This window comes from Polaromonas aquatica (assembly GCF_042659145.1).
GTDB classification, from domain to species: Bacteria; Pseudomonadota; Gammaproteobacteria; order Burkholderiales; family Burkholderiaceae_C; genus Polaromonas; species Polaromonas aquatica.
Genome location: NZ_JBHSRS010000001.1, coordinates 1 through 24750, shown reverse-complemented (window position 1 = coordinate 24750; position 24750 = coordinate 1). Strand labels below are relative to the sequence as shown.

General features: G+C 62.6%; 24 protein-coding genes. 9 read left to right on the top strand and 15 right to left on the bottom strand.

What is annotated here, in order from left to right:
• Window positions 1-2: 2 nt before the first annotated feature.
• Window positions 3-1121: a class I SAM-dependent methyltransferase gene (locus ACFQND_RS00120; RefSeq protein ID WP_371434762.1), complete on the top strand. Its 1119-nt coding sequence runs from the start codon at window positions 3-5 to the stop codon at window positions 1119-1121.
• Between the two features lie 52 nt (window positions 1122-1173).
• Window positions 1174-1368, top strand: coding sequence for a DUF2905 domain-containing protein (locus ACFQND_RS00115; protein WP_371434763.1), 195 nt, complete (start codon window positions 1174-1176; stop codon window positions 1366-1368).
• A 21-nt stretch (window positions 1369-1389) separates the two neighbouring features.
• Here ACFQND_RS00115 and ACFQND_RS00110 read toward each other — a convergent pair whose 3' ends face one another.
• Window positions 1390-2280, bottom strand: coding sequence for a hypothetical protein (locus ACFQND_RS00110; RefSeq protein ID WP_371434764.1), 891 nt, complete (start codon window positions 2278-2280; stop codon window positions 1390-1392).
• A 211-nt stretch (window positions 2281-2491) separates the two neighbouring features.
• Here ACFQND_RS00110 and ACFQND_RS00105 point away from each other — a divergent pair, with 211 nt between their 5' ends.
• Window positions 2492-3427 (top strand): ROK family protein, encoded by a 936-nt coding sequence (locus tag ACFQND_RS00105; protein ID WP_371434765.1) that lies wholly within the window; start codon window positions 2492-2494, stop codon window positions 3425-3427.
• Window positions 3428-3444: 17 nt separating this feature from the next.
• Here the strand turns inward: ACFQND_RS00105 and otsA are convergent, their stop codons facing one another.
• The 10 genes from otsA to ACFQND_RS00055 form a co-directional block, all read right to left on the bottom strand.
• Window positions 3445-4842: an alpha,alpha-trehalose-phosphate synthase (UDP-forming) gene (otsA, locus tag ACFQND_RS00100; protein ID WP_371434766.1), complete on the bottom strand. Its 1398-nt coding sequence runs from the start codon at window positions 4840-4842 to the stop codon at window positions 3445-3447.
• A 123-nt stretch (window positions 4843-4965) separates the two neighbouring features.
• On the bottom strand, window positions 4966-6798 hold the full coding sequence (locus ACFQND_RS00095; RefSeq protein WP_371434767.1) for a glycoside hydrolase family 15 protein: 1833 nt from the start codon (window positions 6796-6798) through the stop codon (window positions 4966-4968).
• Window positions 6795-7595: a trehalose-phosphatase gene (otsB, locus tag ACFQND_RS00090; RefSeq protein ID WP_377411830.1), complete on the bottom strand. Its 801-nt coding sequence runs from the start codon at window positions 7593-7595 to the stop codon at window positions 6795-6797. Before otsB ends, ACFQND_RS00095 begins: the two co-directional genes overlap by 4 nt.
• 66 nt (window positions 7596-7661) lie before the next feature.
• Window positions 7662-8930, bottom strand: a complete 1269-nt coding sequence (locus tag ACFQND_RS00085; protein WP_371434769.1) for a multifunctional CCA addition/repair protein — start codon at window positions 8928-8930, stop codon at window positions 7662-7664.
• A 58-nt stretch (window positions 8931-8988) separates the two neighbouring features.
• Window positions 8989-9882: a 4-hydroxy-tetrahydrodipicolinate synthase gene (gene dapA / locus ACFQND_RS00080; RefSeq protein ID WP_371434770.1), complete on the bottom strand. Its 894-nt coding sequence runs from the start codon at window positions 9880-9882 to the stop codon at window positions 8989-8991.
• Window positions 9883-9890: 8 nt separating this feature from the next.
• Window positions 9891-10580: a glutathione S-transferase family protein gene (locus tag ACFQND_RS00075; RefSeq protein ID WP_371434771.1), complete on the bottom strand. Its 690-nt coding sequence runs from the start codon at window positions 10578-10580 to the stop codon at window positions 9891-9893.
• A gap of 105 nt (window positions 10581-10685) precedes the next feature.
• Window positions 10686-11642: a complex I NDUFA9 subunit family protein gene (locus tag ACFQND_RS00070; protein WP_371434772.1), complete on the bottom strand. Its 957-nt coding sequence runs from the start codon at window positions 11640-11642 to the stop codon at window positions 10686-10688.
• Between the two features lie 48 nt (window positions 11643-11690).
• Complete coding sequence (locus tag ACFQND_RS00065; protein WP_371434773.1) at window positions 11691-12335, bottom strand: YdeI/OmpD-associated family protein; 645 nt, start codon at window positions 12333-12335, stop codon at window positions 11691-11693.
• Window positions 12332-12679, bottom strand: a complete 348-nt coding sequence (locus ACFQND_RS00060) for a bleomycin resistance protein (protein ID WP_371434774.1) — start codon at window positions 12677-12679, stop codon at window positions 12332-12334. The genes ACFQND_RS00065 and ACFQND_RS00060 overlap by 4 nt, the downstream gene beginning before the upstream one ends.
• Window positions 12676-14739 (bottom strand): lytic transglycosylase domain-containing protein, encoded by a 2064-nt coding sequence (locus ACFQND_RS00055; protein WP_371434775.1) that lies wholly within the window; start codon window positions 14737-14739, stop codon window positions 12676-12678. The genes ACFQND_RS00060 and ACFQND_RS00055 overlap by 4 nt, the downstream gene beginning before the upstream one ends.
• Window positions 14740-14748: 9 nt before the next feature.
• On the opposite strand from ACFQND_RS00055, the gene ACFQND_RS00050 reads away from it, so the two are divergent.
• On the top strand, window positions 14749-15387 hold the full coding sequence (locus ACFQND_RS00050) for a 5-formyltetrahydrofolate cyclo-ligase (RefSeq protein ID WP_377411823.1): 639 nt from the start codon (window positions 14749-14751) through the stop codon (window positions 15385-15387).
• A gap of 161 nt (window positions 15388-15548) precedes the next feature.
• Here ACFQND_RS00050 and ACFQND_RS00045 read toward each other — a convergent pair whose 3' ends face one another.
• Window positions 15549-16532 (bottom strand): LysR substrate-binding domain-containing protein, encoded by a 984-nt coding sequence (locus ACFQND_RS00045; RefSeq protein ID WP_371434777.1) that lies wholly within the window; start codon window positions 16530-16532, stop codon window positions 15549-15551.
• Between the two features lie 128 nt (window positions 16533-16660).
• Between ACFQND_RS00045 and ACFQND_RS00040 the strand changes: the two genes are divergently transcribed.
• Window positions 16661-17161, top strand: a complete 501-nt coding sequence (locus ACFQND_RS00040; protein WP_371434778.1) for a DUF2917 domain-containing protein — start codon at window positions 16661-16663, stop codon at window positions 17159-17161.
• Here the strand turns inward: ACFQND_RS00040 and ACFQND_RS00035 are convergent.
• Window positions 17139-17576 carry a TfoX/Sxy family protein gene (locus ACFQND_RS00035; protein ID WP_371434779.1) on the bottom strand — a complete coding sequence of 146 codons (438 nt, stop codon included), beginning with the start codon at window positions 17574-17576 and terminating at the stop codon, window positions 17139-17141. The two genes, ACFQND_RS00040 and ACFQND_RS00035, sit on opposite strands and share 23 nt — an antisense overlap.
• Window positions 17577-17722: 146 nt before the next feature.
• Between ACFQND_RS00035 and ACFQND_RS00030 the strand changes: the two genes are divergently transcribed.
• A complete protein-coding gene (locus ACFQND_RS00030) occupies window positions 17723-18712 on the top strand; it encodes an MBL fold metallo-hydrolase (RefSeq protein ID WP_371434780.1) in 990 nt (329 codons plus the stop codon).
• A gap of 195 nt (window positions 18713-18907) precedes the next feature.
• Window positions 18908-19093, top strand: a complete 186-nt coding sequence (locus tag ACFQND_RS00025) for a hypothetical protein (RefSeq protein WP_371434781.1) — start codon at window positions 18908-18910, stop codon at window positions 19091-19093.
• Between the two features lie 33 nt (window positions 19094-19126).
• Here the strand turns inward: ACFQND_RS00025 and ACFQND_RS00020 are convergent, their stop codons facing one another.
• Window positions 19127-19999, bottom strand: a complete 873-nt coding sequence (locus tag ACFQND_RS00020) for a DUF6279 family lipoprotein (RefSeq protein WP_371434782.1) — start codon at window positions 19997-19999, stop codon at window positions 19127-19129.
• A gap of 70 nt (window positions 20000-20069) precedes the next feature.
• On the opposite strand from ACFQND_RS00020, the gene glmU reads away from it, so the two are divergent.
• A complete protein-coding gene (gene glmU / locus ACFQND_RS00015) occupies window positions 20070-21488 on the top strand; it encodes a bifunctional UDP-N-acetylglucosamine diphosphorylase/glucosamine-1-phosphate N-acetyltransferase GlmU (protein ID WP_371434783.1) in 1419 nt (472 codons plus the stop codon).
• 653 nt (window positions 21489-22141) lie between these two features.
• Here the strand turns inward: glmU and ACFQND_RS00010 are convergent.
• On the bottom strand, window positions 22142-22639 hold the full coding sequence (locus ACFQND_RS00010; protein ID WP_371434784.1) for an Lrp/AsnC family transcriptional regulator: 498 nt from the start codon (window positions 22637-22639) through the stop codon (window positions 22142-22144).
• A 133-nt stretch (window positions 22640-22772) separates the two neighbouring features.
• On the opposite strand from ACFQND_RS00010, the gene glmS reads away from it, so the two are divergent.
• Window positions 22773-24620, top strand: a complete 1848-nt coding sequence (gene glmS, locus ACFQND_RS00005) for a glutamine--fructose-6-phosphate transaminase (isomerizing) (RefSeq protein WP_371434785.1) — start codon at window positions 22773-22775, stop codon at window positions 24618-24620.
• Window positions 24621-24750: the final 130 nt, after the last annotated feature.

Sequence of the window (24750 nt, the reverse complement as noted above, 5' to 3'; positions counted from 1 at the left end):
CCATGACGAGACCCCCTAGTTTAACGACCCCCCTCCAGTTACACCTGAGCGAGGCTATTGCCGCCGCCGGCGGCTGGATGGGCTTTGACCGTTTCATGGAAATGGCCCTGTACACGCCGGGCTGGGGTTATTACGCCAACGATTCGCGCAAATTTGGCCTGATGCCGGCCGGCGTCAAGGGTGGCGGCAGTGATTTTGTCACCGCACCCGAGCTGTCGCCGCGGTTTGGCCAGGCCCTGGCCCGCCAGTTGGCACAGGCGCTGGAAGCGACCGGCACCCATGAGCTGTGGGAGTTCGGCGCCGGTTCGGGGGCGCTGGCCCAGCAACTGCTGGAGGCCTTGCCGCAGCTTGAGCGCTACACCATCGTCGATTTGTCGGGCAGCCTGCGCCAGCGCCAGCACGAGCGCCTGCAGGCTTTTGCGGGCAAGGTGCGGTGGCTGACGGAACTACCGGCGCAAATGAGCGGCGTGGTGGTGGGCAACGAAGTGCTGGACGCCATGCCGGTGAAGTTGCTGGCACGCCTGGGTGGTGTCTGGCATGAACGCGGCGTGGCTCTCCATGAAGGCAGCTTTGTCCATGCGGACAGGCAGACCGACCTGCGACCGCCGTTTGAGGTCGAAGGCCCGCATGATTACGTCACCGAGATCCACCCGCAGGCCGAGGGTTTTATCCGCACGCTGGCCGATCGGCTGGTGTCCGGTGCGGTGTTCCTGGTCGACTACGGTTTCCCCGAGCATGAGTACTACCATCCGCAGCGCAGCATGGGTACGCTGATGTGCCACCGCGACCACCTTGCAGACACCGATGCGCTGGCGGATGTGGGCAGCAAGGACATCACGGCGCATGTCAACTTCACAGGCATTGCACTGGCCGGGCAGGAGGCCGGCCTGCAGGTGCTGGGTTATACCGGGCAGGGCCGTTTCCTGCTCAACTGCGGCCTGCTGGACGGGCTTGAAAATGCCAGCCTGCCCGAGCGCGTGATGTTGCAAAAGCTGGTCAACGAGCACGAGATGGGCGAGCTTTTCAAGGTGATCGGGTTTGTGGTTGATTCGCCGGGAACGCCTTATGGCGGCTGGCAGGCCCTGGGTTTCGCGCAGGGCGACAGGACGCACACTTTATGACGGCCCCCACGCATTTCACGGCGTGCGATGCGCTTTGCATGAGGGCCGGCGAATGATCCGCTGGATGATCGTCATCTTCCTGGCCCTGATGTTTATCAGCTGGTTCACGCCGCTGCTCAACAAGCTGGGGTTCGGCAAGCTGCCGGGCGACCTGCGCTTCAGGTTGTTCGGCCGCGAGTGGTTTGTCCCGCTGACCACCACCATCATCCTGAGCCTGGTGGCCAGCCTGCTCAGCAAGCTGGTCTGATGGTGGACGGGCAGGAGATGCTCAGCGCACCTTCTGGCCGGTAGACACGTCAACGGCGGAACCGTCGGCCAGGTTGATGCGGTAAAACTCGCGCAGCACATTGCCCGAGAAGGCCAGCTCGACGATGGACACGTTCTGGAACGAGGTCGTCATGCCATCGGGCAGCACCTTGTTGAATTCCGCTGCAACCTGGTTCATGTCGGCCTGCACCTGCGGCGTGAAGCGGGCCATGCTGTAGACCAGCGTGTTGTGCGGGTTGTGCGAGCGCAGCTCCTTGCCGTCCTTCATCACGTTGACGCCGCTCACGCCAACGGTGCGTACCAGGTCCTTGCCTGCATCACCCATTTTGGCGAAGACCGGGCCTGTCACGCGCGGCAGCGGGCCATCGCGCAGCGGCGCGAAAGCAGCCGTGGCACGGGTGTTGAAGCTCATCATGTCCTCATAGGCCTTGCCGGTCTTGACGATGCCCAGGTCCAGCCACCAGGGATGGCCGGCGTCCTTGGCGGCCTCGGTGGTGTAGAAGTTCTTCAGCACCACGCCATCGAGCACAGGCGGCAATGCGGGCAGTGCCTTCAGCATCTTTTGCGGCGTGCTCGGGTCGGCGCTGTGGATATGCACCACCGTGACGTGCGGCAGGTTGAAGGTCTGGGCTTCGGCGCCCAGGTTCAGGCGCACCAGGTGTTGTTGCAGCGGCGTGGTGATCTTCGCTTCCATCACATCCATCACGTCCTTGGGCAGGCGGTAGACCAGGCCGTAGGTCGCCGTGTGCGCGCGAAAGGCGGGTTGCGCCAGCGCGCTGTTGTCGATGGCCGCCGGGGCCTGTGCGAAGCTGGGGGCGCAGGCACCCAGCATGGCGAGGGACAGGGCTGCGCCCAGTCGGCGCCAGGGGGTGTGTTTGCGTGTGCGGGTCATGGTTTTATTCCGGTGGTTTGAATGTTGAAAAAACTTTGTCGCCTCCGGTGCCGCTTGCGCTGCGGTGATGCCGCAATGCATGGGATCCTGTTGTGCATGTTTCTGGTCCGGAACGTTAGCAGCCGCACGTGACCGGCCCATGACAATGCGGGGTGGCCTAAACTGGCGCCATGACCCCGCTGCTTCTGCGCAACCTGAAAGAGACCAAGCGATGAAGGCCTGCATCGACATAGGCGGCACCAAGGTGGCCGTCAGCCTGAGCAGCGGCGCCGGCCTGGAACTGCTGGCGCGGCGCAGCGAACCCACGGTCATTACCGGCAGCAACGACGCACTGGCGCTGCAGGTGCTGCGCATGGTGGATGCGGCCTGCATTGAAGCCGGTGTGGCGCCCGGCGCGGTGCGGTGCGCCGGTGTCTCGTCCTGTGGCCCGTTCGCGTTGCGCGATGGCCTGCTGGAACTGGCTGCCCCGAATATCTGCGGCGGCATTGCCGGTCCGGCGCGCGGCCTGCCCAATGACTGGAAAACGGCCTTGCTGGAGGCGCCGCTGCGTGGCCGGTTCAGCGAGCTGCGTATTGAAAACGACGGCATAGCCGCACTGGAGGCAGAACGCCGCTGGGGCGCCCTGCAGGGCTTTGAGCACTGTGCCTATGTGACCTGGAGCACAGGCATAGGCGTGGGCCTGTGTGTGGACGGCCGTGTGCTGCGCGGCAAGCACGGCAATGCCGGCCATGCGGGCCACATGTTTGTCAGCGACAACAACGACGCCCTCTGCGGCTGCGGCAATATCGGCGACCTGGAAGCGCTGGTCGCCGGCAATGCCATTGCACGGCGATTTTCTGCTCAGGGGTATCCGGATACTGCTACTTTATTGATAGCTGCCTGCGCTCATGAAAAGGGCGCTGTAGCCATTGTTGATGAGTTGTGCCGGATCATGGGCCGGGCCCTGTACAACCTGGTGGTGACACTGGACCTGCAGTGCATCAGCCTGGGCGGTGGTGTGTTCTGGCGCCATCGCGACTATCTGCTGCCGCGTCTCCAGGCACAGCTGGACGGCAGGCTGGCCGCCTTGACCCAGGGTGTCACGCTGGTGCCGGCCGGCCTCGCGGACAAGGTGGGTGATTACGCAGCGTTGGCCCTTGTGGCCTGACCAGTGCCGCCAGGTCGTTAGCGGCGGTGGTCGCTGGTATCGACACCAGTGAGTGCATCCAGAAAAGTTTTGCGCCACCAGTGCACGTCCTGGCTGCGAATGCTGGCCAGCAGTTTCTGGTGCCGGGCCTGGCGTTCGGGCAGGGGCATCTGCAGCGCCCGCTGGATGCTGTCGGCCGTGCCATCGGTGTCGTAGGGATTGACCAGCAGCGCTTCCTTGAGCTGCTCGGCTGCTCCTGCAAAACGCGACAGCACCAGCACACCCGGGTCTGCCGGGTCCTGCGCGGCAATAAATTCCTTGGCCACCAGGTTCATGCCGTCGCGCAGCGGTGTGACCAGGGCGACCCTGGCCACCCGGTACAGCCCGGGCAGGCGTTTGCGCGCGACGTTGCGGTGGATGTAACGCACCGGCATCCAGTCCAGCTCGCCGAAGTCGCCGTTGATGGAGCCGCACAGGCTTTCGAGTTCCTGGCGCAGGCCGGAGTAAGTGTCCAGGGCTTCGCGGCTGGGCGAGGCGATCTGGATCAGGGTCGCGCTGTTGAGGTTTTCCGGATACTTCTGCAGCAGTTTCTGGAAGGTGCGCAGGCGCTGCGGCAGGCCCTTGGAGTAATCCAGCCGTTCCACACCCAGCAGCAGGCGGCGGCGTGAATACTCTTCTTTCATGCTCTCGAACATGTCGCGGGCTTCCTTGCCATGCGTCAGGGCCGCGAATTCATCGACATCAATGCCGATAGGGAAAGCCTGGGCATGCACGGTGCGGCCGAAGGCGCGGAACTGGTGCTGGTCCAGTGCCTCGGCGCCGACTTCCTGCCCCACATAACGCGAGAAATGGGCCACGTCCGCCTCGCTCTGAAAGCCCACCACATCGTAGGAAAACAGCGCACGGACCAGCCATTCGTGCTGCGGGATGGCGGCCAGTATCAGTGGCGGCGGCAGCGGAATGTGCAGGAAAAAACCTATGCGGTTTTTGCACCCCATGGCGCGCAATTCGGCCGCCATCGGTATCAGGTGGTAGTCATGCACCCAGATGATGTCGTCGGGTAATAGCTGCGGCATCAGCTTGTGCGCCAGCATCTGGTTAACGCGCCGGTAGCCGCCGATGAAACCGGCGTCAAAGTCAGCCAGGTCCAGCCGGTAGTGAAACACCGGCCAGAGCACGCCGTTGCTGTAACCGAGGTAATAACTGTCGTGGTCCTCGCGGCACAGGTCCACTGTGGTCAGGGTGACATTGCCGGCCTGCTGGCTGTGCATCTCGCCCTCGCCAGGCGTGCCGCCTTCGACAACCGTTCCACTCCAGCCAAACCACAGGCCGCCCCTGACGGACAGTGCGTCGCCCAGCGCCACAGCCAGGCCGCCGGCCGCCGCAGCCTTGCGTGGATCGGCGACCCGGTTTGAAACAACAACCAGTCGGCTCATGAGCATCTTTCCTTTGTCATTGACCCGACCGTTCACCCTGAGCCTGTCGAAGGGCTTGAGGCAGGCCCGGGACAGGCTTCGACAAGCTCAGCCCGAACGGGAGTGAAAAATTGACGACTATCCTCATATCTGCGAATCCCAAGGGGCGGACAAACGTACCGCGGCGTTGATGATGCCGACCATGGAATAGGTCTGCGGAAAATTGCCCCACATCTCGCCCGTGACCGGGTGCGTGTCTTCAGACAGCAGGCCTACGTGGTTGCGCGCAGCCAGCATGGCCTCAAAAATCTCGAGTGCCTGCTGTTTGCGGCCGATACGGGCCAGCGCGTCTATGCGCCAGAAGGTGCAGATGTTGAATGCGGTCTCGGGCTTGCCGAAGTCGTCCGGCGCTTCATAACGCCGCATGTAGGGGCCGTCGCACAGGTGTTTTTCGAGCGCATCAACGGTAGCGATAAAACGCGGGTCTTTGGCGGCTATGAAACCGACTTCGATCATCAGCAGCACGCTGGCATCCAGGTTGCGCCCGCCAAAACTTTCGGCAAAGGCTTGCCGCTCCTCGTTCCACGACTCGCGCAGTATGCGCTCCTGCATGACATCGGCATGGCCCTGCCAGTAGGCGGCGCGGTGCGGTTCGTTCAGCACCACGGCGATCTTGGCCAGCCGGTCGCAGGCGGCCCAGCACATCAGCGCCGACGAGGTATGCACCCGCGCGCGGGTGCGCAACTCCCACATGCCGGCGTCCGGCTGGTCGTAAGCCAGCACGGCCTGTTCGCCGACTGTCTCAAGCTGTTTGAATTCGGCGTGGCTCGCGCGGTGCAGCAACCTGTGGTCGTGAAAAGCCTGCGCCGCGCCCAGCACCACATTGCCGTAAACGTCGTGCTGGAAATGCTCCTGCGCCTGGTTGCCGACCCGCACCGGGCCCATGCCGCGGTAACCGGACAGGTGGTCCAGGGTGGATTCTGGCAGCTCGCGCTCCAGCCCTATGCCGTAGAGCGGCTGGATATGGCTGCCCCTGGCCTGCAGCACCACATTGCTGAGCCAGCGCAGGTAGTCCTCCATGGTGCCGACCTCGGACAGGCTGTTGAGCGCGCGCACCACAAAAAATGCATCGCGCAGCCAGCAGTAGCGGTAGTCCCAGTTGCGCTGGCTGCCCGGGGCTTCGGGAATGCTGGTGGTCATGGCCGCGACGATGGCGCCGGTGTCTTCAAACAGCGACAGCTTGAGCGTGATGGCGGCGCGAATCACCGCCTCCTGCCATTGCAGAGGGATGTGCAGGCGCTGGCTCCATCTGCGCCAGTAGGAAATGGTTTCCTGCTCGAACAGGCGTGCGGTGTCGGCAATGCCCTCGCTGAGCGACTCGTCCGCGCCCAGCAAAAAATTGTGTTCGCGGGTCAGTACAAACGGCTGGCGCGCCAGCAAGTGTGAAATGGGCGCGTCGGTATTGAGCCGCAGCGTCAGGGCATCGCCTACATAACGCACATGGTTGCTGCCCTGGGTGATCAGCGGCTCGCGCCGGCCCCAGTCAAAGCGCACGTCCAGCAGCACGCGTATGCGCGGCGCGCCGTTGATGGGGCGAATGCGCCGTACCAGAGTGATCGGCCTGAAGTAACGCGAGCGGCTGTAAAAGCGCGGCGCAAAATCGGTGATCTCCACACCCTGGCCGGCCTTGTCGAACAGCTGGGTGCGCAGCACGGCCGTGTTCGGCTCGTACCATTGCTTTGCTTCGTGGAAGTCCTCAATCTCAATGGCAAACGCACCTGGACTGGAGCCTTGCTTGTCGCCGGGCTCCAACAGGGCATTAAAAACCGGGTCGCCGTCAAAACGCGGCAGGCAACACCAGACAATGCGGGCGCGCTGGTCCACCAGGGCACTGAAGGCGCAGTTGCCTATCACCCCCAGCGCCAGTGATGGTTCTGCGGGAGGCCCGAAATGGCCTGTCGGATCACTGCTGCTCATGCGCCTGTCCTTTCTTCAAATGCGGATTGCAACCATTGGCGAAGCCTTGCCGGGCTGGCGCAGCGGTGTTCGGCCAGGCTGTCGCCCGCGCCTACCTTGATGCCCTGGCCGCCCATGGCCTGCACGGCAGTAAAACCGGCTTCATCCGTTGTGTCATCGCCCGCAAACACCGGCACCCGGCCGGCAAACGGCGGTTGGGACATAAAGGACTGGATGGCCGTGCCCTTGCTGACGCCTGCCGGCTTGATCTCGACAACACACTTGCCCTGCATCAGGTCCACGCCCGGTGTGCGTTTGACGGCCTCGGCCATGGCTTCCAGGCAAAGGGTTTCAAGCCCTGGCGCGTGGCGGTAATGCAGGGCAATCGCCGCCGACTTTATTTCCACGTGAAGGCCTGCATGCTGCGCGGCCAGCGCCAGGGCGACACGCGCCATGTCATGCAGGTCGGGTTTCGCAAAGTGCAGCGTGCGGTCCTTTGAAAGGCGTTGCACCGCGCCATGCTCTGCCGCGGCGGGCAGCAGCAAAGGCGCCAAAAAACCGTCCAGGTCTGCCAGGCGCCGGCCCGATACGATGGCCAGCGCGCCGTCCAGCCTGCCTGCAAGGTGGCGCAAGGTCTCCACCAGGTTTTTGGGCACCTGGACCAGCTCGGGTTGCGAGGCTATCTCGGCCAGCGTGCCGTCGAAGTCCAGGAACAGCGCCGTCTGTTGCGTGACAGCCGGCAAAACCGGGCCGGACGCGGCAAGGCTGCCGGGTGTCAAAAGTGGGGAAGGCGAGGGGGCGGAAGGGTCAATCTGCATCGCCATTCAGCTTATCAACAGCCCGGTGGTTTGGCTGTAGGCTGGTTTCGCCTGTTTTCCTTTACATCAGGGGTGCGTGGCCATTTGCGCCGCAACGGCAGACACCCGCGCCGCATGTATGAGTTCACCGATTTTTTTGCCGTCATGGCCGTCCGCCTGCGCCTGTTCGGCAATCAGGTGCGTCACCACGGACTGCGCCGCAGTCAGAACAGCCAGCAGGCGCGGGCGCTGCGGGTAGGCCGAGTCCTGCAGCCCCAGCCGGCCACGTGCATCACATTCGCAGGCCAGCAACACATCGGCAAAACGCTGCGGCTTGCGAAATGCATCACAGCGCTCCAGCAGGCGCACCAGTGCGGCCGCGCCAAACTCGCTGCTGCGGTGAATGTTGCCGTGTTCGCGCGCCACCACGTCGGCGATTTCCCTGCATTCAACCGGCACACGCAGGCGCTCGCAAACGCCCTTGAGCAGCCTGGCGCTGCGCTCTTCATGGCCTATGTGGCGGGGTAATAGATCTGCCGGCGTGGTGCCCTTGCCAAGGTCGTGCGTCAGGCAGGCAAAACGCACAGGTAGCGGTGCACCCAGCCGGGCAGCCATGTCCAGCACCATCATCAGGTGAATGCCGGTATCTATTTCGGGGTGGTATTCGGCGCGCTGCGGAACGCCCCAGAGTCTGTTTACCTCGGGCAGCAGTTTTTGCAGCGCACCGCATTCACGCAGCACCTCAAACATGCGGGACGGTTTGTCCTCCATCAGGCCGCGGGCAAGTTCCTGCCAGACACGTTCGGCCACCAGTGCATCGACTTCGCCGTCGGCCACCATGTCTTTCATCAGCTGCATGGTTTCGGGCGCCACGCTGAAGTCGGAAAAACGCGCGGCAAAACGCGCCAGCCGCAGTATGCGCACCGGGTCTTCGCGGAAGGAATCCGTCACATGGCGCAAAACCCTGGCCTGCAGGTCCCTTTGCCCGCCGTAGGGGTCGGTCAGGGCCGTTAAATCAGCATCAAATGTGCTTGTGGCCCCCGATGTATGCGCGCGGGCAGCTATTGAATTGATAGTGAGGTCGCGCCGCGCCAGGTCCTGCTCCAGCGTGACATCCGGCGCCGCGTGGACCTCAAAGCCGTGGTAGCCGCGTGCGGTCTTGCGTTCGGTGCGCGCCAGCGCGTATTCCTCGCGGGTATCGGGGTGCAGGAAAACCGGGAAATCCTTGCCAACAGGCAGGTAGCCGAGGGCCACCAGTTCTTCGGGCGTGCTGCCGACCACGACCCAGTCATGGTCCTGCACAGGCAAGCCCAGCAAGGCATCTCGAACTGCACCACCGACCATAAAAATCTGCATGCCCCAAGTGTAGGGGCCTGCAGGGGCCGCGCCTCAACAAGCGGGCAAACCGCAGCCTTTATGCGCCGGTGTTTTTCAGGCCGGCCCACACCTGCCGGGCCAGCTCTTGCGTTCCGGCCGGCGCTGCGGGTAATGGCAAACGGCACTCGCCGACATCCAGTCCCAGTGTCCGCAACATGGCCTTGATGGACATGGAGTAGACCGTGTCTTCGGTGCTGACAAAACGCAGGGACGGCAACAGGCGCTGGTTGATCTCCCGGGCCAACTGCACATCGCCGCGTCCAAAGGCGGCGATCATGGCCTGGAACTCGGCACCGGCCCAGTGGGTAGTGGTTCCCACGACGCCGACAGCGCCCACTGCCAGCAGCGGCAGGGTATAGCTGTCGTCGCCTGAATACAGCTCAAACGGCCCAGCGTCTGCCAGCAGCGCGGCCGCTGCCGGCGGGTCGCCGGTGGCGTCCTTGAGCGCGACGATGTTGGGCACCTCGCTGAGCAGGCGCACCAGCACCTCGTGGCTGATGCGGCGCCCGGTGCGTACCGGTACGTCGTACAGCATCACCGGCAGTTGTGTAGCTGCAGCCACGGCGCGGAAGTGGGCCTCGATGCCGGCCTGCGGCGGGCGGTTGTAGTAGGGGCTGACCAGCAGCACGCCCGCCGCACCCAGTGCCTGGGCCTGGCGCGTCAGTGTGATGCTGTGGGCGGTGTCGTTGCTGCCCATGCCGGCCAGCACCGGGATAGTGACGGCTTCACTGACTGCCCGCAGCAGGTCGCAGCGTTCGCCATCGCTCAATGTGGACGCTTCACCGGTGGTGGCGGACACGACCAGTCCGTCATTGCCGTGGTCGGCCAGCCAGCGTGCCAGCCGTTGCGCTGCGTCCAGGTCGAGTGCGCCAGCCGCGTCAAACGGCGTCACCATGGCGCTCATGACAGCGCCCCATCGGCGTGCGGTCATGGCGGCCACTACCGTGCCATGCGATAAGGCTCATCCGCATCGACGAAGTCCTTCTCGGCCAGGCTGTCCTCTATCCAGGCCTTCACGCCGGGCAGGGCACAGACGCGGCTCACGTAATCGGTGATATGGCCCGGCACTGACAGGCCATAGGTTTTCAGGCGCATGCAGACCGGTGCGAAATAGGCATCGGCAATAGTGAACTCGCCAAAAAGCAGGGGGCCCTTGTGCTGTTCCAGCAGTTCGGTCCACATGGTCACGATGCGTTGCACGTCGTTGCGCACGGCCGGCTGGTCGCGCCAGACGATGGCCCCTGTCTCGGGCAGCGAGGCTTCGATATTCATCGGGCAGGCGCCGCGCAAGGCGCCAAAGCCGGAGTGCATTTCGGCGCAGACGCTGCGCGCGCGGGCGCGCGCCCGCGCATCCTGAGGCCAAAGTTTTTTCTCTGGGAATTTTTCGGCCAAGTACTCGGCGATGGCCAGTGTGTCCCAGACCGCGAAGCCGTCGTCCACCAGCACGGGCACCCTGCCCCCGGGGCTCACCGCCAGGACGGCCTGCTTGAAACTGGAATTGGCGGAGAACGGGTCGGCGCCGAAACGCACCATGACTTCCTCGAACCCAATACCGGCCTGCTTGAGCAGCACCCATGGCCGCATGGACCAGGAGGAGTAGTTTTTATTGCCGATATAGAGCTTTAGCATGGCATGCGTTCCTGTGAAACAGTGGGTAAAAACCTGTCTCCCATGCTAGTGCGGTTTGCAAAATCCATTGATGCAAAAGAACTGCCGGATTGATGAGTGCCCTATTTAAAAGCGCCCAGCCGTCTTGCGTTTGCCCATCAGGCCGCTGCGCAAACCCTGTGCACCCAGGTAGTACGGTGCAATCGCACCCAGCGCCGATGCGGTGATGCCAAGTGCGGCCAGCCCGGGCAGTTTGCCGCTGGCGACGTTGTCGGTTTTCATGGCATCGAGGTTGTCGCGGCTCATCAGGGGTTCGCCGGGGGCAAGCTCCATCAGCCAGGCCTGCAGGCGGGCCAGCGCAGCGGGCAGGCCGATGACGGGCCTGCCGTCGCCGTTATTGACGCCGCTGTAGCGGCCCGCAAGCTGCACCAGCTGCTTCAGGGTAAAAACCTCGGGCCCGCAGGCTTCATAGGTCTGGCCGATGGTGCTTTTGTCCTCGATGCATTTCACCAGCGCGCTGGCCACATCTTCAACCCACACGGGCTGAAAGCGTGCCTGGCTGGCTGCCAGCGGGATGACCGGAAATATCTGCTGCAGCCTGGCAAAGGTGTTGAGGAAATTGTCCTCGGCCCCGAAAATCACGCTGGGCCGCAGCATGCTCACATCCAGCCCCGAGCCCAGCAGCACGGCCTCGCCGCGCGCCTTGCTGCGCTGGTACATGGACGCCGCGTTGGGGCTGGCACCCAGTGCGCTGACATGGATGATGCGACGCTGGCCGACCGCCTCACACGCGCGGCTCAGCTCCAGCGGCAACTGCACATGGGCTTTTTCAAAAGCGCTTTCGTTGCCATGCAGTATGCCCACAAGATTGAGCACGGCATCGTGCTCTGCCAGCAGGGGCGCCAGCGAGCTGCTGTCATGCGCCGAGACTTCCGCGATGTCCAGCATGGGCAGCAACTGCAGGTGCCTGGCCGTGTCCCGCCTGCGGGTCACGACGGTAACGCGGCAGGGCAGCTTCGCCAGCTTTTCGCAAAGATGGCTGCCGACAAAACCTGTGCCGCCGAGGATGAGGATTTTTTTCATGGACATTCATTTTGCGTGCTTACGCCGTTTTGGTAAACACGTGGGTGTTCAAGGCTGCCTGGCCTGATTTTTCCTGACGGGATGCAGGGTTTCATGCCGTTCCAGCATGGCGATGAAGGTGTTGAGCCGCTTGAGCCGTGTTTCGGCTTTTTTTGCAGTCTGCAGCCTGAAAAGAATGGCGTAGCGGTTTTGCGAGTCCAGTGCCGCAAAAAAGGCTTGGGCGTGTGGGGCCGCGGCAAGGGCCGCCGCCAGGTCATCGGGGATGGCGATGTTTCGCTGCGAATCGTAAGCGGCCTCCCAGCGCCCGTCCTTTTTTGCGCGCTCGATTTCATGCAGGCCGGCTGCTTTCATGTCCCCGCTGGCGATCAGCGCCAGCGCCTTCGCACAATTGATTTTGGACCAGGTGCTCCGGACCGCGCGCGGCGTGAAGCGCTGCAGGTAGCTGGACTCATCGGCGCTTTTTTTGTGCCCGTCTATCCAGCCGTAACACAGCGCTGTGTCAAGCGCTTCGGCATAGGAGACTGAAGTGATATCTGCTGCTTTTTTGGCGATGCGCAACCAGATGCCGGGACTGGCCGAATGGTTGGCCTGCAGCCATGCGGCCCAGGCTTTCTGGTCCCTGAAAAGTTGTGCGGGCAGGCCTGCGGGTGCTTCGACGGCTTGTTTGGGCGCCTTGCCCGCAGGTGTTGTCATGCCGGCTCGCCAAATTTCAGCAGGTTGCCGTGCGGGTCCAGTACGTAAAGCTCTTTCATGCCCCAGGGACGCACTTCGGGCGGCCCGACGGTGGTGCCGCGGCCCCTGAATTCCTCATACAGCGCATCCGTGCCGGGTGTGCGGACATAACAGGCCGTGTTTTCTGCGATCAGCGCGTTGTCGCAGGCGTAAAAATGGATTTCACAGCCGTCGCGCCCGAGAATGGCGTAGTCCTCCATTTGCGCGATCAGCACAAAGCCCAGCTTGCCGGTGTAAAACGCAATGCTCTCGGCCAGGTCCAGCGAGGCGAGGATGGGGACCGTGCTGAGTACCTTGCCGCTCATGGCAAGGTCTTGTCCGGGTCGGGCTGGGCCGCATCGCGCGGGCCCACGGTGCCCAGCCTGGCCTTTAGGGATTGCGGCTGGCCGCTCAGGATGGCTGCGTAGTTGGTGGTGTTGGACAGCACTTTTTTGACGTAGTCGCGGGTTTCGCTGAACGGCACGTTCTCGGCCCAGATCGCGGCGTCCAGCACCGGCCCGTTGCGCCATGTGCGCGGGCGGCCCGGTCCGGCGTTGTAGGCGGCGGCGGCCATGGCCATGGAGCCGCCCAGGTCGTCAAGCGCCAGCTTGAGGTAGGCCGTGCCGATCGTGATGTTGGTGTCGCGGTCGTTGATCTGGTCGGCGGTAAAACCTTCCAGGCCGATTTTTTTGGCGGTCCAGCGCGCCGTGGCCGGCATCACCTGCATCAGGCCCGATGCACCCACGCCGGAGCGTGCGTCCATGATGAAGCGGCTTTCCTGGCGGATCAGGCCGTAGACATAGGCCGGGTCCAGGCTGATGCCCTGGGAGCGCTTGACCACGGTTTCCCTGAACGGCATGGGGAAGCGCTGCTCAAAGTCCATCTCGCGCTTGGTGCGTTCGCTGGTGTTGATGCAGCGGTCCCAGATCTGGCGGTCGCAGGCGAACTGCGCTGCAGCCAGCAGTTCGCGGTCGTTCAGTCCGCCGGGTTTGGCCAGGTTGGTGCTGTAGTTCCATTCACGCACGCCCTCGGGGCGCAAGCCTATGGCGATGGCGTAGGCTGCGCGATTGAGCCCGACATTGAGGCGGGCGCCTTCTTTTTCCTCGGCGCTCAGTTGTGCCGGCCTGGCGGGCACTGTGATTTTCTGGCCGAGTTCTTCAAGTGCCAGCTGTTCATAAAAACCGCGCACCGATGCAATGGATTGCAGCAGCGCCAGTGCTTCGGCACGTTGCGGCGAAATCGTGATGGTGCCGGTACCGGCGGCGGGGGGCGATGTTGCGGGCGCGGTCGCCAGCAGTGCACGCGCTTTCCAGTAACTCCAGGTCGGCTCGTTGCGCGCATCGGGGCTCATGGCGTTGATGCCGGACAAAACAGCTGCCCAGTTGGGCTGGCTGCCTGCACGCAGGGCCGCGCGTACTTTCCAGCCCAGCATGTCGTCGGTGAGGTCGCTTTCCTTGCTGACCCTGCTGAAGTAGCCCAATGCCTGGCTGCCCGGCACGTTGCCCAGGCGTGTGGCCGTCTGTTTGCCGATCACGCCCCAGACCCAGTTGCGCTCCTCGCTGGTGAGCTGGTTGCCCCATTTGGTGTCCATCATGTTGGCTGCACCGTCCGCATCACTTGCGGCCATGCGGATCAGCGCCAGTGCGGCGACTTCCTTGCGGGCTTTGCGAAGCGCCATCGAGTTGCCGGCGAGAAACTTCACCGGGCTGTTGAACAGTTCAGTCACCAGACCCACCGACTCGGGCGAGACGATGGCCACGGCATCACGTACGGCGCGCGGGCGGTTGGCCTCCGTCGCCAGCCGGGCTTTTTGCCAGACATCGTCGGCCGTGAGGTTTTTGGTGCCAACCATACGCCCGGCGGCGGTGGTGCAACCGTCGTCCGCGTCGCGCTGCGAGAACCAGGTCTTTTTGACCTCTTCGGCGATACGCGCCGAATTGGCCGCCGTGCCGGGTGTTTGCAAGTGCTCGACCAGCAGCGCATAACAACGCACTTCCCTGTCATCGCCCATGCGGAACTGCGGGTGCTCGGCTGCAAAGGCCTCCCAGTCGCGGCGCTGGCCCAGCAGCAGCAGCCAGTCGTTGCGCAGGCGGTCTTCCTGATAGCTGCCCGCGTAGCGGGTCAGGAAGTCCTGGACTTCCTGACCGTTTGCATCGGCCAGCCTGGCCTTGAGTTCCCAGTAGGCGGCCCAGGGCTCCAGTGCATGGCCTTTGGCCTGCGGCAGCAACTGCGCCAACCGGTTTTTGTCGCCGCGCTTGAAGGCCTTGTTCATCTCCAGGATCAGGGTGTCACCAGCGGAATTGGCTCCGGGTGCGGCGTTTTGGGCGATGGCCGGGGACCAAAGTGCGGCGGTGGCGATGGCACTGAAAAGAAATTTGGATAGCATCGGGACATTATGGACAAATTAAGCACCCGCAAAGCGCTGATCGAAGAACGTCTCAATCTGCCCGACCGTTTACAGCGCGCCGACCTGTTGCAGCGCGTGATGCGTATCTGGCTGGTGGGGCGCACGGATACCGTGATCGGTGCTTATTGGCCCATCAAGGGCGAGTTTGACCCCCTGCCAGCGCTCTACCGCTGGCAGGAGGATGCCATTCTGAGCGAGGATTCACAGTCAAAAAACGCTCCGGCCGGCGAATCATGGGCGCAGCTAGCTACTGAAAGCATAGCAAGCCGGTCGCCGCGCAAGATCGGCCTGCCGGTGGTGGACAAGGTCCATAAAACACTCACGTTTCACGCCTGGTATCCGGGCTGCCCCATGGAAGAGGACGCTTACGGCATTCCCAAGCCCAAGGGCACCGAACTCATAGTGCCGACCCTGCTGTTTGTTCCTTGTGTGGGTTATGGGCCGGGCGGTTACAGGCTGGGTTATGGCGGCGGTTTTTACGACCGCACGCTGGCCACCCTGCAGCCCAGGCCTGTGAAGGTCGGGCTGGGCTATACCAACGGCTGGTTACCGGACATGGAGCCGGAGGCGCATGACATTCCGCTGGATGCCCTGCTCAATGACAACGGGGTGGTCTGGCCGGTCTGATGCGGCCCCCACGGTCGCTCACTTCGTGTAACTCCCTGCCCTCCTGGGAGGCCGCTGCGCCTGCGGCCCGGCGAAGCCGGTTCTGCAGCCCTTGTTTGCCTGGAATCTGTTTCCCATACATGTCGCGTGGGATGCTTTCGAATTTCCTGCGCCCCACCAAATCAATCCAGGCTGTCCAGCGTATCCGGGTCGGGCACATCGCCGATCGCTTCGCGGGTCAGCTTGGCCTGTGCCCTGAGCCACTCGCAAAAGGCCGCGACTTCGGGCCGCGCCATATTGCGCTGGCCTATGACCAGCCAGTAGGCCATGGGGGAGTCCATGCGCATGTTCGGGAAGGGCTCGACCAGGTCGCCGGAGGCCAGGCTTTCGGCGATCAGCGGCAGGCGTGCCAGCACCACGCCCTGGCCCGTCAGCGCTGCCTGCACCATCTGGTAGGCGTAGTTGAAGTAGAGCCAGCGTTTGGCTTCCAGCTTGGGCGTGGCATGCTCGTCAAACCAGCGCCGCCATGTCAGCCACTCCAGATGGGTGTGGTGCGCATCGCCGGCTTCGATCAAGGTGAAGTTCGCCAGGTCGTCCGGTTTTTTCAGGCGCGGGCCGCTTTTGAGCAGCCAGGGGCTGATCACGGCGGTGATCTGCTCGCCGAACAGGCGTATCGCATGCGGAGGCACATGGCTGGCCGGGGCGTAGCGCAGGGCCAGGTCGATGTCCGATATGTCGAGGTCGACTGCCACGTCCGACGCATCAATCCGGATGTCGATGTCGGGGTTGTCGCGCTGGAAAACCTCCAGCCGGGGAATCAGCCACATTGATGCGAACGAGGCAAAGGTGGTGAGCGCCACGCTTTTGCGTCCGGCGCTCTGGCGTATCTGGCGCACCGCGCCGTCGATCCGGTCCAGCGAGGGCGAGACCGCGCGCAGCAGCACGCCGCCGGCACTGGTGAGCTCCACCGCACGGGTATGGCGGTGAAACAGGCTGACGCCTACATCGTCTTCCAGCCCCTGGATCTGCCGGCTCACCGCCGACTGCGTCAGGGCCAGTTCCTCGGAGGCCGCGCGGAAATTGAGGTGGCGCGCCACCGCTTCAAAAGCGCGCAGCTGGCCGGCGGAGATCGGCCGTGAGCGCAGGTGGGTTTGTGAGTGCAGCATTGGCGGGGATGGGTGATTGATGCGCTTATGGAATGAATAGCGTACCGCGATTTCATTGGACTGGGAAGCCCCGCGGCCTGATCATTCACTGTCCGCCAATGGATAACGGTCATTTTTGAAAGCCCAGCATGGACCACGCAAACACCTCTTCCTCAAGCATTCATTACCTGCAGCAGGCCACAGATGCCAGCACGCCCCAGGTGGGCGACATTGCCGGTTGCTGGAAGCTGGCCCCCGGCCGCGCCATGACCTTGCGTGCCAGCCAGACGGGCGAGTTGCGTATTGCACATGGCCGGGTCTGGGTCACCTTTGACAATGCCGGGCAGGACAGCAAGGTGCGGGCTGGTGACTATTTCCTGAACAAGGGCGAGCGCCTGCAACTGTTGCCGGGCCAGGCGCTGGTGATGGAGTCCTTTGCCGGCAAGCAGGCTGCGGCCCCGGTTTATTTCAGTTGGGACCCTGTGTTTGCGGCTGTTGCCGTGAAGGCGCCTGTGGGCGTGGCCCAGCCGCTGATCGATTTGCGAATGGCCTTGGGGCTGGTCGTGGGTGCTGTGGGCAGGCTGACACGTGGTTTGCTGGGCGGCCTGGCGGGTGGCGTCAGGGTCGCTACTTCCCGGTTCCAGCACTGATCTTTTTAACTGGCTTTGCTATTGATTTTGTAGCTGACTGCGCGCGCCTCCTGGGTGCCGCACGTGCTTTTACTGCGCATTCCAGTGCCATGCGCGCCCACGGTTGCATGAGCTGAGGCGATTCCATGGCTTCTTCGGGGGCGCTGTAGTAGTTGAGGCTGTGCGCGGCTTTCTCGCCGTTGCGGGTGATTTCATAGCTGAACCGCTCGCAGCCCGCTGCCTCAAACTGGCTGCGGGTGTCCGCGTCGGCCTTGAGCCAGAGCTTTTCGCCGCCGCCCAGGTCGGCCACCAGTGCCAGGTTCAGGCCCGAGGTGCTGATGCCAAAACCGCCAAACATGCGTTTTGCAGTGCAGGGGCCTACGCCCGCCAAAAGCTCGCAGCAATAAATTGCAAAGTCGTCTTTCAATTTAGCCATGCTGCAATGATGCACCACCACGAGAACGGTGCAATGCAACGGCAGCGGGAAAACCTCAATAATTCAACAATGCGTAATGAATTACGATTAAGTAAAATTTGAAAGCAATCCCCGCCACGATAAAACCAGGAAAGCCACGAAACCCCATGTCCAAAGCTTTTGCATCCCAATCCGACCTCACGGACAAAACCATCACCTTTGAGCAGCTCAGCGCGCATTGCTGGGCCTATACCGCCGAAGGTGACCCCAACTCCGGCGTGATCATCGGCGACAAATTCATCATGGTGAGCGACGCCACGGCCACGCCCGCCATGGCGCAGGACCTGATTGCCCGTATCCGCACCGTAAGCGACAAGCCGATCAAATATGTGCTGCTGACCCATTACCACGCAGTTCGTGTGCTGGGGGCGAGCGCTTACATTGCAGAGGGTGCCACGGAAGTCATCGCCAGCCAGGGCACGTACGAGCTGATCGTGGAGCGCGGCGCCGAGGACATGCAAAGCGAGATGGAGCGTTTTCCGCGCCTGTTCCAGAACGCCGAGAGCGTGCCCGGCCTGACCTGGCCGACCCTGGTGATAGGCGGCGGCGATGCCGCCAAGGGTGAGGTGCCCGGCCGGCTGGTGGTGGACCTGGGCGGCGTCAAGGTCCAGATCTGGCAGCCCGGCTACGGTCACACGCGCGGTGACACGATTGCATGGGTGGCCGAAGAAAAGGTGCTGTTCTCCGGCGACCTGGTGGAGTACGAGGCAGGCGTCTATACCGGCGATGCGCAGCTTGAGGAGTGGCCTGCCACGCTGGAAGCCCTGCGTGCGCTGAAGGCCGAGGCGATTGTGCCGGGCCGCGGTGAGGCCATGAAGGGCGCCGCCAATGTCAACAAGGCGCTGGATTACACCAAACGCTGGGTGGAAACCTTGTACCAGGCCGGCAAGGAAGCTGCCGCCGCCGGCATGGACCTGAAAGCGGCCATGAGCCACACCCGCAAAAGTATGGACCCGATTTTTGGCCATGTGTTTATTTATGAACACTGCCTGCCCTTTGACGTAAGCCGTGCCTTCGACGAAGCCAAAGGCATCAAGAATCCGCGCATCTGGACGGCCCAGCGCGACAAGGAAATGTGGGCAGCGCTGCAGAATTGACGCGGTCGGGAGTTGGCTGCTTCTGTAGGACACTGCTGACAACAAGCCATCAGGCGGGATGACAAGGCCGCCCGGGGCTTGCTCCTAAGCTGGGGTTTCGCCACAAACTTTTCAGGACCACGCACCGGCGGGATGCCGATGCGTGTTGGCCCGGGGCTTGTGCAAGGACATACCCACAGGCCAAGGAGACCCCCTATGAGCACCCCGCATTCCACGTCGCCACCCCGCCGGCAACAGCAGCAACCGCAGCGCGTCATGAACCGTCTGCAGCAGCAAAGCAGCGGCTCACGGGAGTTTCAGGCGCCCAGCCAGATCGGCGAAGGCACAGGCGCAGTCAATCCTGTCAGGCCGGTGATACCGCCGCAGGTGCTGGGCAACTGAGCCCGCACTCACACGAGATTGGCGCGATTGGCTTCAGCCCTTGTTCCGGGCCGCCAGGGCACGCAAGTCCTGTTCGTAGCTGTTGATGGTTTCCACGGCCCTTACGCGCTGGGCTGGCGTGGTGCTGTTGTGCAGGTCGGCAAAGTTTTTGCAGTTGTCCTGCGTCAAGCTGTCGAGATAGTCACGATAAGCCGCATCGGGTGAGTTGAACGAGCGATCGAACAGCGCGCGTATGGCGGCCCGGTTTTTGTCGGGCGTGTCTGCTGCGGCAGGGCGGTCGGTCGGCAGCGCGCGCAGGGTTTGCAACGCATCCTGCTGGCGGCGCACTCTTTCGGCATAAGACCTTGCCGCATCAAAACGCGACCCGTCCACCGTCTGGCCAATCAGACCCAACTGCTTGTTGTCCAGCCGTCCGTAGAGCATTTCGGCGCGGCTCACGGCCTGCTTGTAGCGCTTGTGGCGCCTGGCCTTGGGAGGGCCTTCCAGAAAATCATCACGATAGTCCGCATTGCCTTTGGCAAACCGGTGCTCCATCTGCGCCAGCTGGCTGGCATCCAGTGTGCCCGCCAGGGCCGCCACGGCGGGTTCGGCCTGGGCCGGTATGGCCAGCAGCTTGCGGCGCACATCAAAAAACATTTCGCAAACCTGTGCCGCATCCATGTCCGAGGGCATTTGCTGCTGCAGTTTTTGCAGGGTATCGATGTAGCCGGGCAACTGGGTTTGCCGGTGCCAGGCCAGCAGTTTTGCCAGATCGGCCTTGACCTGCAGGCTTTGCTTTTCGTTGAAATCTACATAGCCATCCAGGTACCAATAGGCCAGGTCAGGGGCCTGGTTGTAGACAATTTTTACGGCGCTGCAGGCCTGCAGCAGGCTGGCCAGCGCCAGCAGACCGATAATTCGGGTCATACGGCCGAGTCCTGCCACCGCAGCTCTTTTGGCCGGACAGGTACAACCCAGAAAATTCACAGGAAAACGCATGGCACTCCCGATTGATGTCGTCATCATGGCCGCAGGCAAAGGTACGCGAATGAAAAGCACGCTGCCCAAAGTGTTGCACCGATTGGGCGGCCGCGCGCTGCTGGCGCATGTGATGGATTGTGCAGCAGGGGTTTCGGCGCGCCAGGCGGTGGTGATCACAGGGCACGGTGCTATCGAAGTTGAAGCGGCTTGCGCAATGATGGCGGGGGCCAGGGGCGTATTTGACCTGAAATTTGCACGCCAGGAGCCGCAACTCGGCACCGGCCACGCCGTGCAGCAGGCCGTGCCCTTGCTGGCTGATGACGGCGTCACGCTGGTACTGTCGGGCGATGTGCCGCTGACCCAGGCCGCGACTTTGCAGGCGCTGATCGACCAGTGCGATGGCCAGCGGCTGGCGCTATTGACGCTGGCCATGGCTGACCCCACGGGTTATGGGCGCATTGTGCGTACCGGCAGCCAGGCTTCTGCGCAGGTGCGCGCCATCGTCGAGCACAAGGATGCGACTGACGAGCAGCGAAAGATCAACGAGATCTACAGCGGCATCATGGCCGTGCCGACGCGCCTGCTGCGCAGCTGGCTGGCCCGGCTGGACAACAAGAATGCGCAGAACGAGTACTACCTGACCGACATCGTGAAGTTTGCTGTCGCCGACGGCGTGGCCGTGGTCGCGCACCAGATCACCGATGCGGCCCAGGTCGCCGGGGTCAACAGCCCGGTGCAGCTGGCCGAGCTGGAGCGCATTTACCAGCAGCGGCAGGCCGTGGCCCTGATGGAGCAGGGCGTGCGCCTGGCTGACCCCGGACGCCTTGACGTGCGCGGCATGCTGGTTTGCGGGCAGGATGTAGAGATTGATGTGAACTGCGTGTTTGAAGGCCATGTCAGCCTGGCTGCCGGCGTGCGCGTGGGTGCTAACTGCGTGATCGCCAACTGCGTGATCGGCGCGGGCGCGGTGATTCATCCCTTCACCCACATCGACGGCGAAAAGCTGGGTGTGCAGGTCGGCGAGGGCGCGCTGATAGGCCCGTTTGCCCGCCTGCGGCCAGGCGCGCAACTGGGCGCCGAAGTGCATATCGGCAATTTTGTCGAAGTCAAAAACTCCACCCTGGCCAAAGGCGCCAAGGCCAATCACCTGGCCTACCTGGGCGACGCCACGGTGGGCGAGCGTGTCAACTACGGCGCGGGCAGCATCACGGCTAATTACGACGGTGCCAACAAACACCGCACGGTGATTGAAGATGATGTGCATATCGGCAGCAATTGCGTGCTGGTGGCGCCGGTGACGATTGGTACGGGCGGCACGGTTGGCGGTGGTTCAACCATCACCAAAAGCACGCCGCCGGAGTCGCTTAGCGTGGCGCGTGGCAAGCAGATCAGTTTGGCTGGCTGGAGGCGGCCTGTTAAGGTTGTTAAGGGTTGAGGACTGGCCGTTTTGGTGCCATTTGTGCTCCTGACCTAATCGGAATGGGCGTAGCCAGCTATTAAATTTATAGCGATTCGCCTTCATTACCAGGCCGGGTCTCGCCCCGGCGGGCGACTCACTTTCTTTTGCTTCGCCAAAAGAAAGTAAGCAAAGAAAAGGCGACCCGCAGTCAGGGTCGCTTCGCGATACCTTGCGCTGCTCGGAGGAGCCGGAAATTTCAGAAACTTGTCTGCTGCGCAGCCTTCGGACATCTGAAATTTTGATCCGTCTCCTCCTGTGCTGCTCAGCCCTGCCAGAACGGCACTGCGGGAGCGGGAACAGATACGGGGCCGGACTCCGCAGAACGCATCGCGTTCTGCTCCCCGAATTTTTCTCCCACCCCCGTCCTGGCTGGGCCGAGCAGCGCAGATGGAGGCGGAAGGTCGGGCCAAACTTGTTTGAGCCGAAGGCGAGTTGTTTGGACCGCCGCCGGAATCGAGCAGCGCAGGTTGCCCCGCAGCGAAGCGTAGGGGACCCAGACTGCGGGTCGCCTTTCTTTCCGTTAGGTTTCTTTGGCGAGACAAAGAAAGGTAACTCGCCCGCCGGGGCGAGACCCGGCCTGGTAGTGAATGGCAGGGCGCTATAAATTCAATAGCAAACAACGTGCATGTTCAGCCGGCTAGCAGCACTTTCGGCTCAAACTTGGCCCGTTTGACAGCAAAAAACGCCTTCACATTCCGCACATTCGCATCACTGGTAAAAAGCCGCTGCGCCAGCGCCAGGTAGCGCGGCATGTCAGCCACATGCACCACCAGCACAAAGTCCGGCCCCGGCGAGACGCGGTAGCACTGCTGCACGGCTTCATCTGCGGCAACGCGTGTCTCGAACGCTTCCAGCTGCTCGGCACCCTGCCGGTCCAGCGTGATCTCAACAATCGCCGTCAGGCCGTGGCCCGTGACTGCCGCCAGCTTGTCGGGGTTCAGCAGGGCGATCTGCCGCTCTATCAGGCCGGCATCGTGCAGCCGTTTGACGCGTCGCAGGCAGGTAGGCGGCGAGACATGCACGCGTTCTGCCAGGGCCTGGTTGCTGAGCGATGCGTCGGTTTGCATGGCGTCGAGCAGCTTGAGGTCTATGGCATCCAGGTCGAATGACTTGTATATTTCTTCCATTCATGTGATATTAATGAAATAAAAGTAAATATGGAAATTTATGTGAAATAAAATTTCAAATTAAATGAAATATCAATCACATTAAAAATCTGCCAGCACGTAGCATCTGCACATTGTTTTTCAGGAGCTTTCCATGTGCGGCATCGTTGCAGCGGTTTCTACCCAAAATATCGTTCCCATCCTGGTCCAGGGCCTGCAGCGGCTTGAATACCGCGGTTATGACTCCTGCGGCGTGGCGGTGTACGCCGATGGCCTGAAGCGTGCGCGCAGCACTTCGCGCGTGGCAGAGTTGCAAGCCCAGGTGGCCGCAGAAAAAATTGAAGGCGGCACCGGCATTGCGCACACCCGCTGGGCCACGCATGGCGCGCCAGCCGTGCACAATGCGCACCCGCACTTCAGCCATGGCACTGGTGATGTGGCACAAAAGCCCGGCAAGGTCGCGCTGGTCCACAACGGCATCATTGAAAACCACGAAGAGCTGCGTGCCAGCCTGCAGGCCAAGGGCTACGTCTTTGACAGCCAGACCGACACGGAAGTCATCGTGCACCTGATGGACAGCCTGTATGACGGTGACCTGTTTGAAGCGCTGAAGGCGGCGGTTGCCCAGCTGCATGGCGCGTATGCCATTGCCGCTTTCTGCAAGGACGAGCCGCATCGTGTGGTGGGCGCACGCGCCGGCTCGCCGCTGATCCTGGGTGTGGGCAAAGGCCACTCGGAAAACTTCCTGGCCAGTGATGCCATGGCACTGGCCGGTGTGACCGACCAGATCGTTTACCTTGAAGAAGGCGACCTGGTGGACCTGCAGCTTGGCAAGTACTGGGTGATCGATCGCAGCCACAAGGCCGTGCAGCGCGAGGTCAAGACCGTGCAGGCGCACAGCGGCGCGGCAGAGCTGGGCCCTTATCGCCACTACATGCAAAAGGAAATTTTTGAGCAGCCCCGCGCCATTGCCGACACGCTTGAAGGTGTGGCGGGTATCGTGCCCGAACTGTTCGGCGACGACGCTTACCGGGTGTTCAAGGACGTTGACTCAGTGTTGATCCTGGCCTGCGGCACCAGCTATTACAGCGGCTGCACGGCCAAGTACTGGCTCGAATCGATTGCCAAAATACCGACGCAGGTCGAGGTCGCCAGCGAGTATCGCTACCGCACCTCGGTGCCGAATCCGAAAACACTGGTCGTCACCATCACGCAAAGCGGTGAAACCGCCGACACCCTGGCTGCGCTGCGCCATGCGCAAAGCCTGGGCATGACACAGACACTGACCATCTGCAACGTGGCTACCTCGGCCATGGTGCGCGAGTGCAAACTCGCCTACATCACGCGCGCTGGCGTGGAGATCGGCGTTGCATCCACCAAGGCATTCACCACGCAGCTTGCAGGCCTGTTCCTGCTGACACTCGCGCTGGCCCAAAGCAAAGGCCAGTTGAGCGATGAGGAAGAAGCCGCGCACCTCAAGGCCATGCGCCATCTGCCGGCAGCGCTGTCCGCGGTGCTGGCGCTTGAGCCGCAGGTGATCAGCTGGGCCGAAGACTTTGCAAGAATGGAAAACGCGCTGTTCCTGGGGCGCGGCCTGCATTACCCGATTGCACTTGAAGGTGCACTCAAGCTCAAGGAAATCAGCTACATCCACGCCGAGGCCTACCCGGCAGGGGAACTCAAGCACGGCCCGTTGGCGCTTGTCACCAGCGCCATGCCCGTGGTCGCCGTTGCACCCAATGACAGCCTGCTTGAAAAACTCAAGAGCAACCTGCAGGAAGTCCGTGCGCGCGGCGGCGTGCTCTATGTACTGGCCGACAGCGACAGCCGACTGAGCAGCAGCGAAGGCATCCACGTGATTCGCATGCCCGAGCACTACGGTGCCTTGAGCCCCCTGTTGCATGTGGTGCCGTTGCAGTTGCTGGCTTATCACACGGCATTGGCCAAGGGAACCGATGTGGACAAGCCGCGCAATCTTGCGAAGAGTGTGACTGTTGAGTGAAGTGTGTTGGACTCCGTCGAAATTGTGTGCGCGGCAAACATAGTTTTTTGAATTGCGCTGAAGTCTGACCCGAGGGGGGTGCGGATAAATACTTGGACTGGTTTATGCCGCAAATCCAAGACTCTCTCGG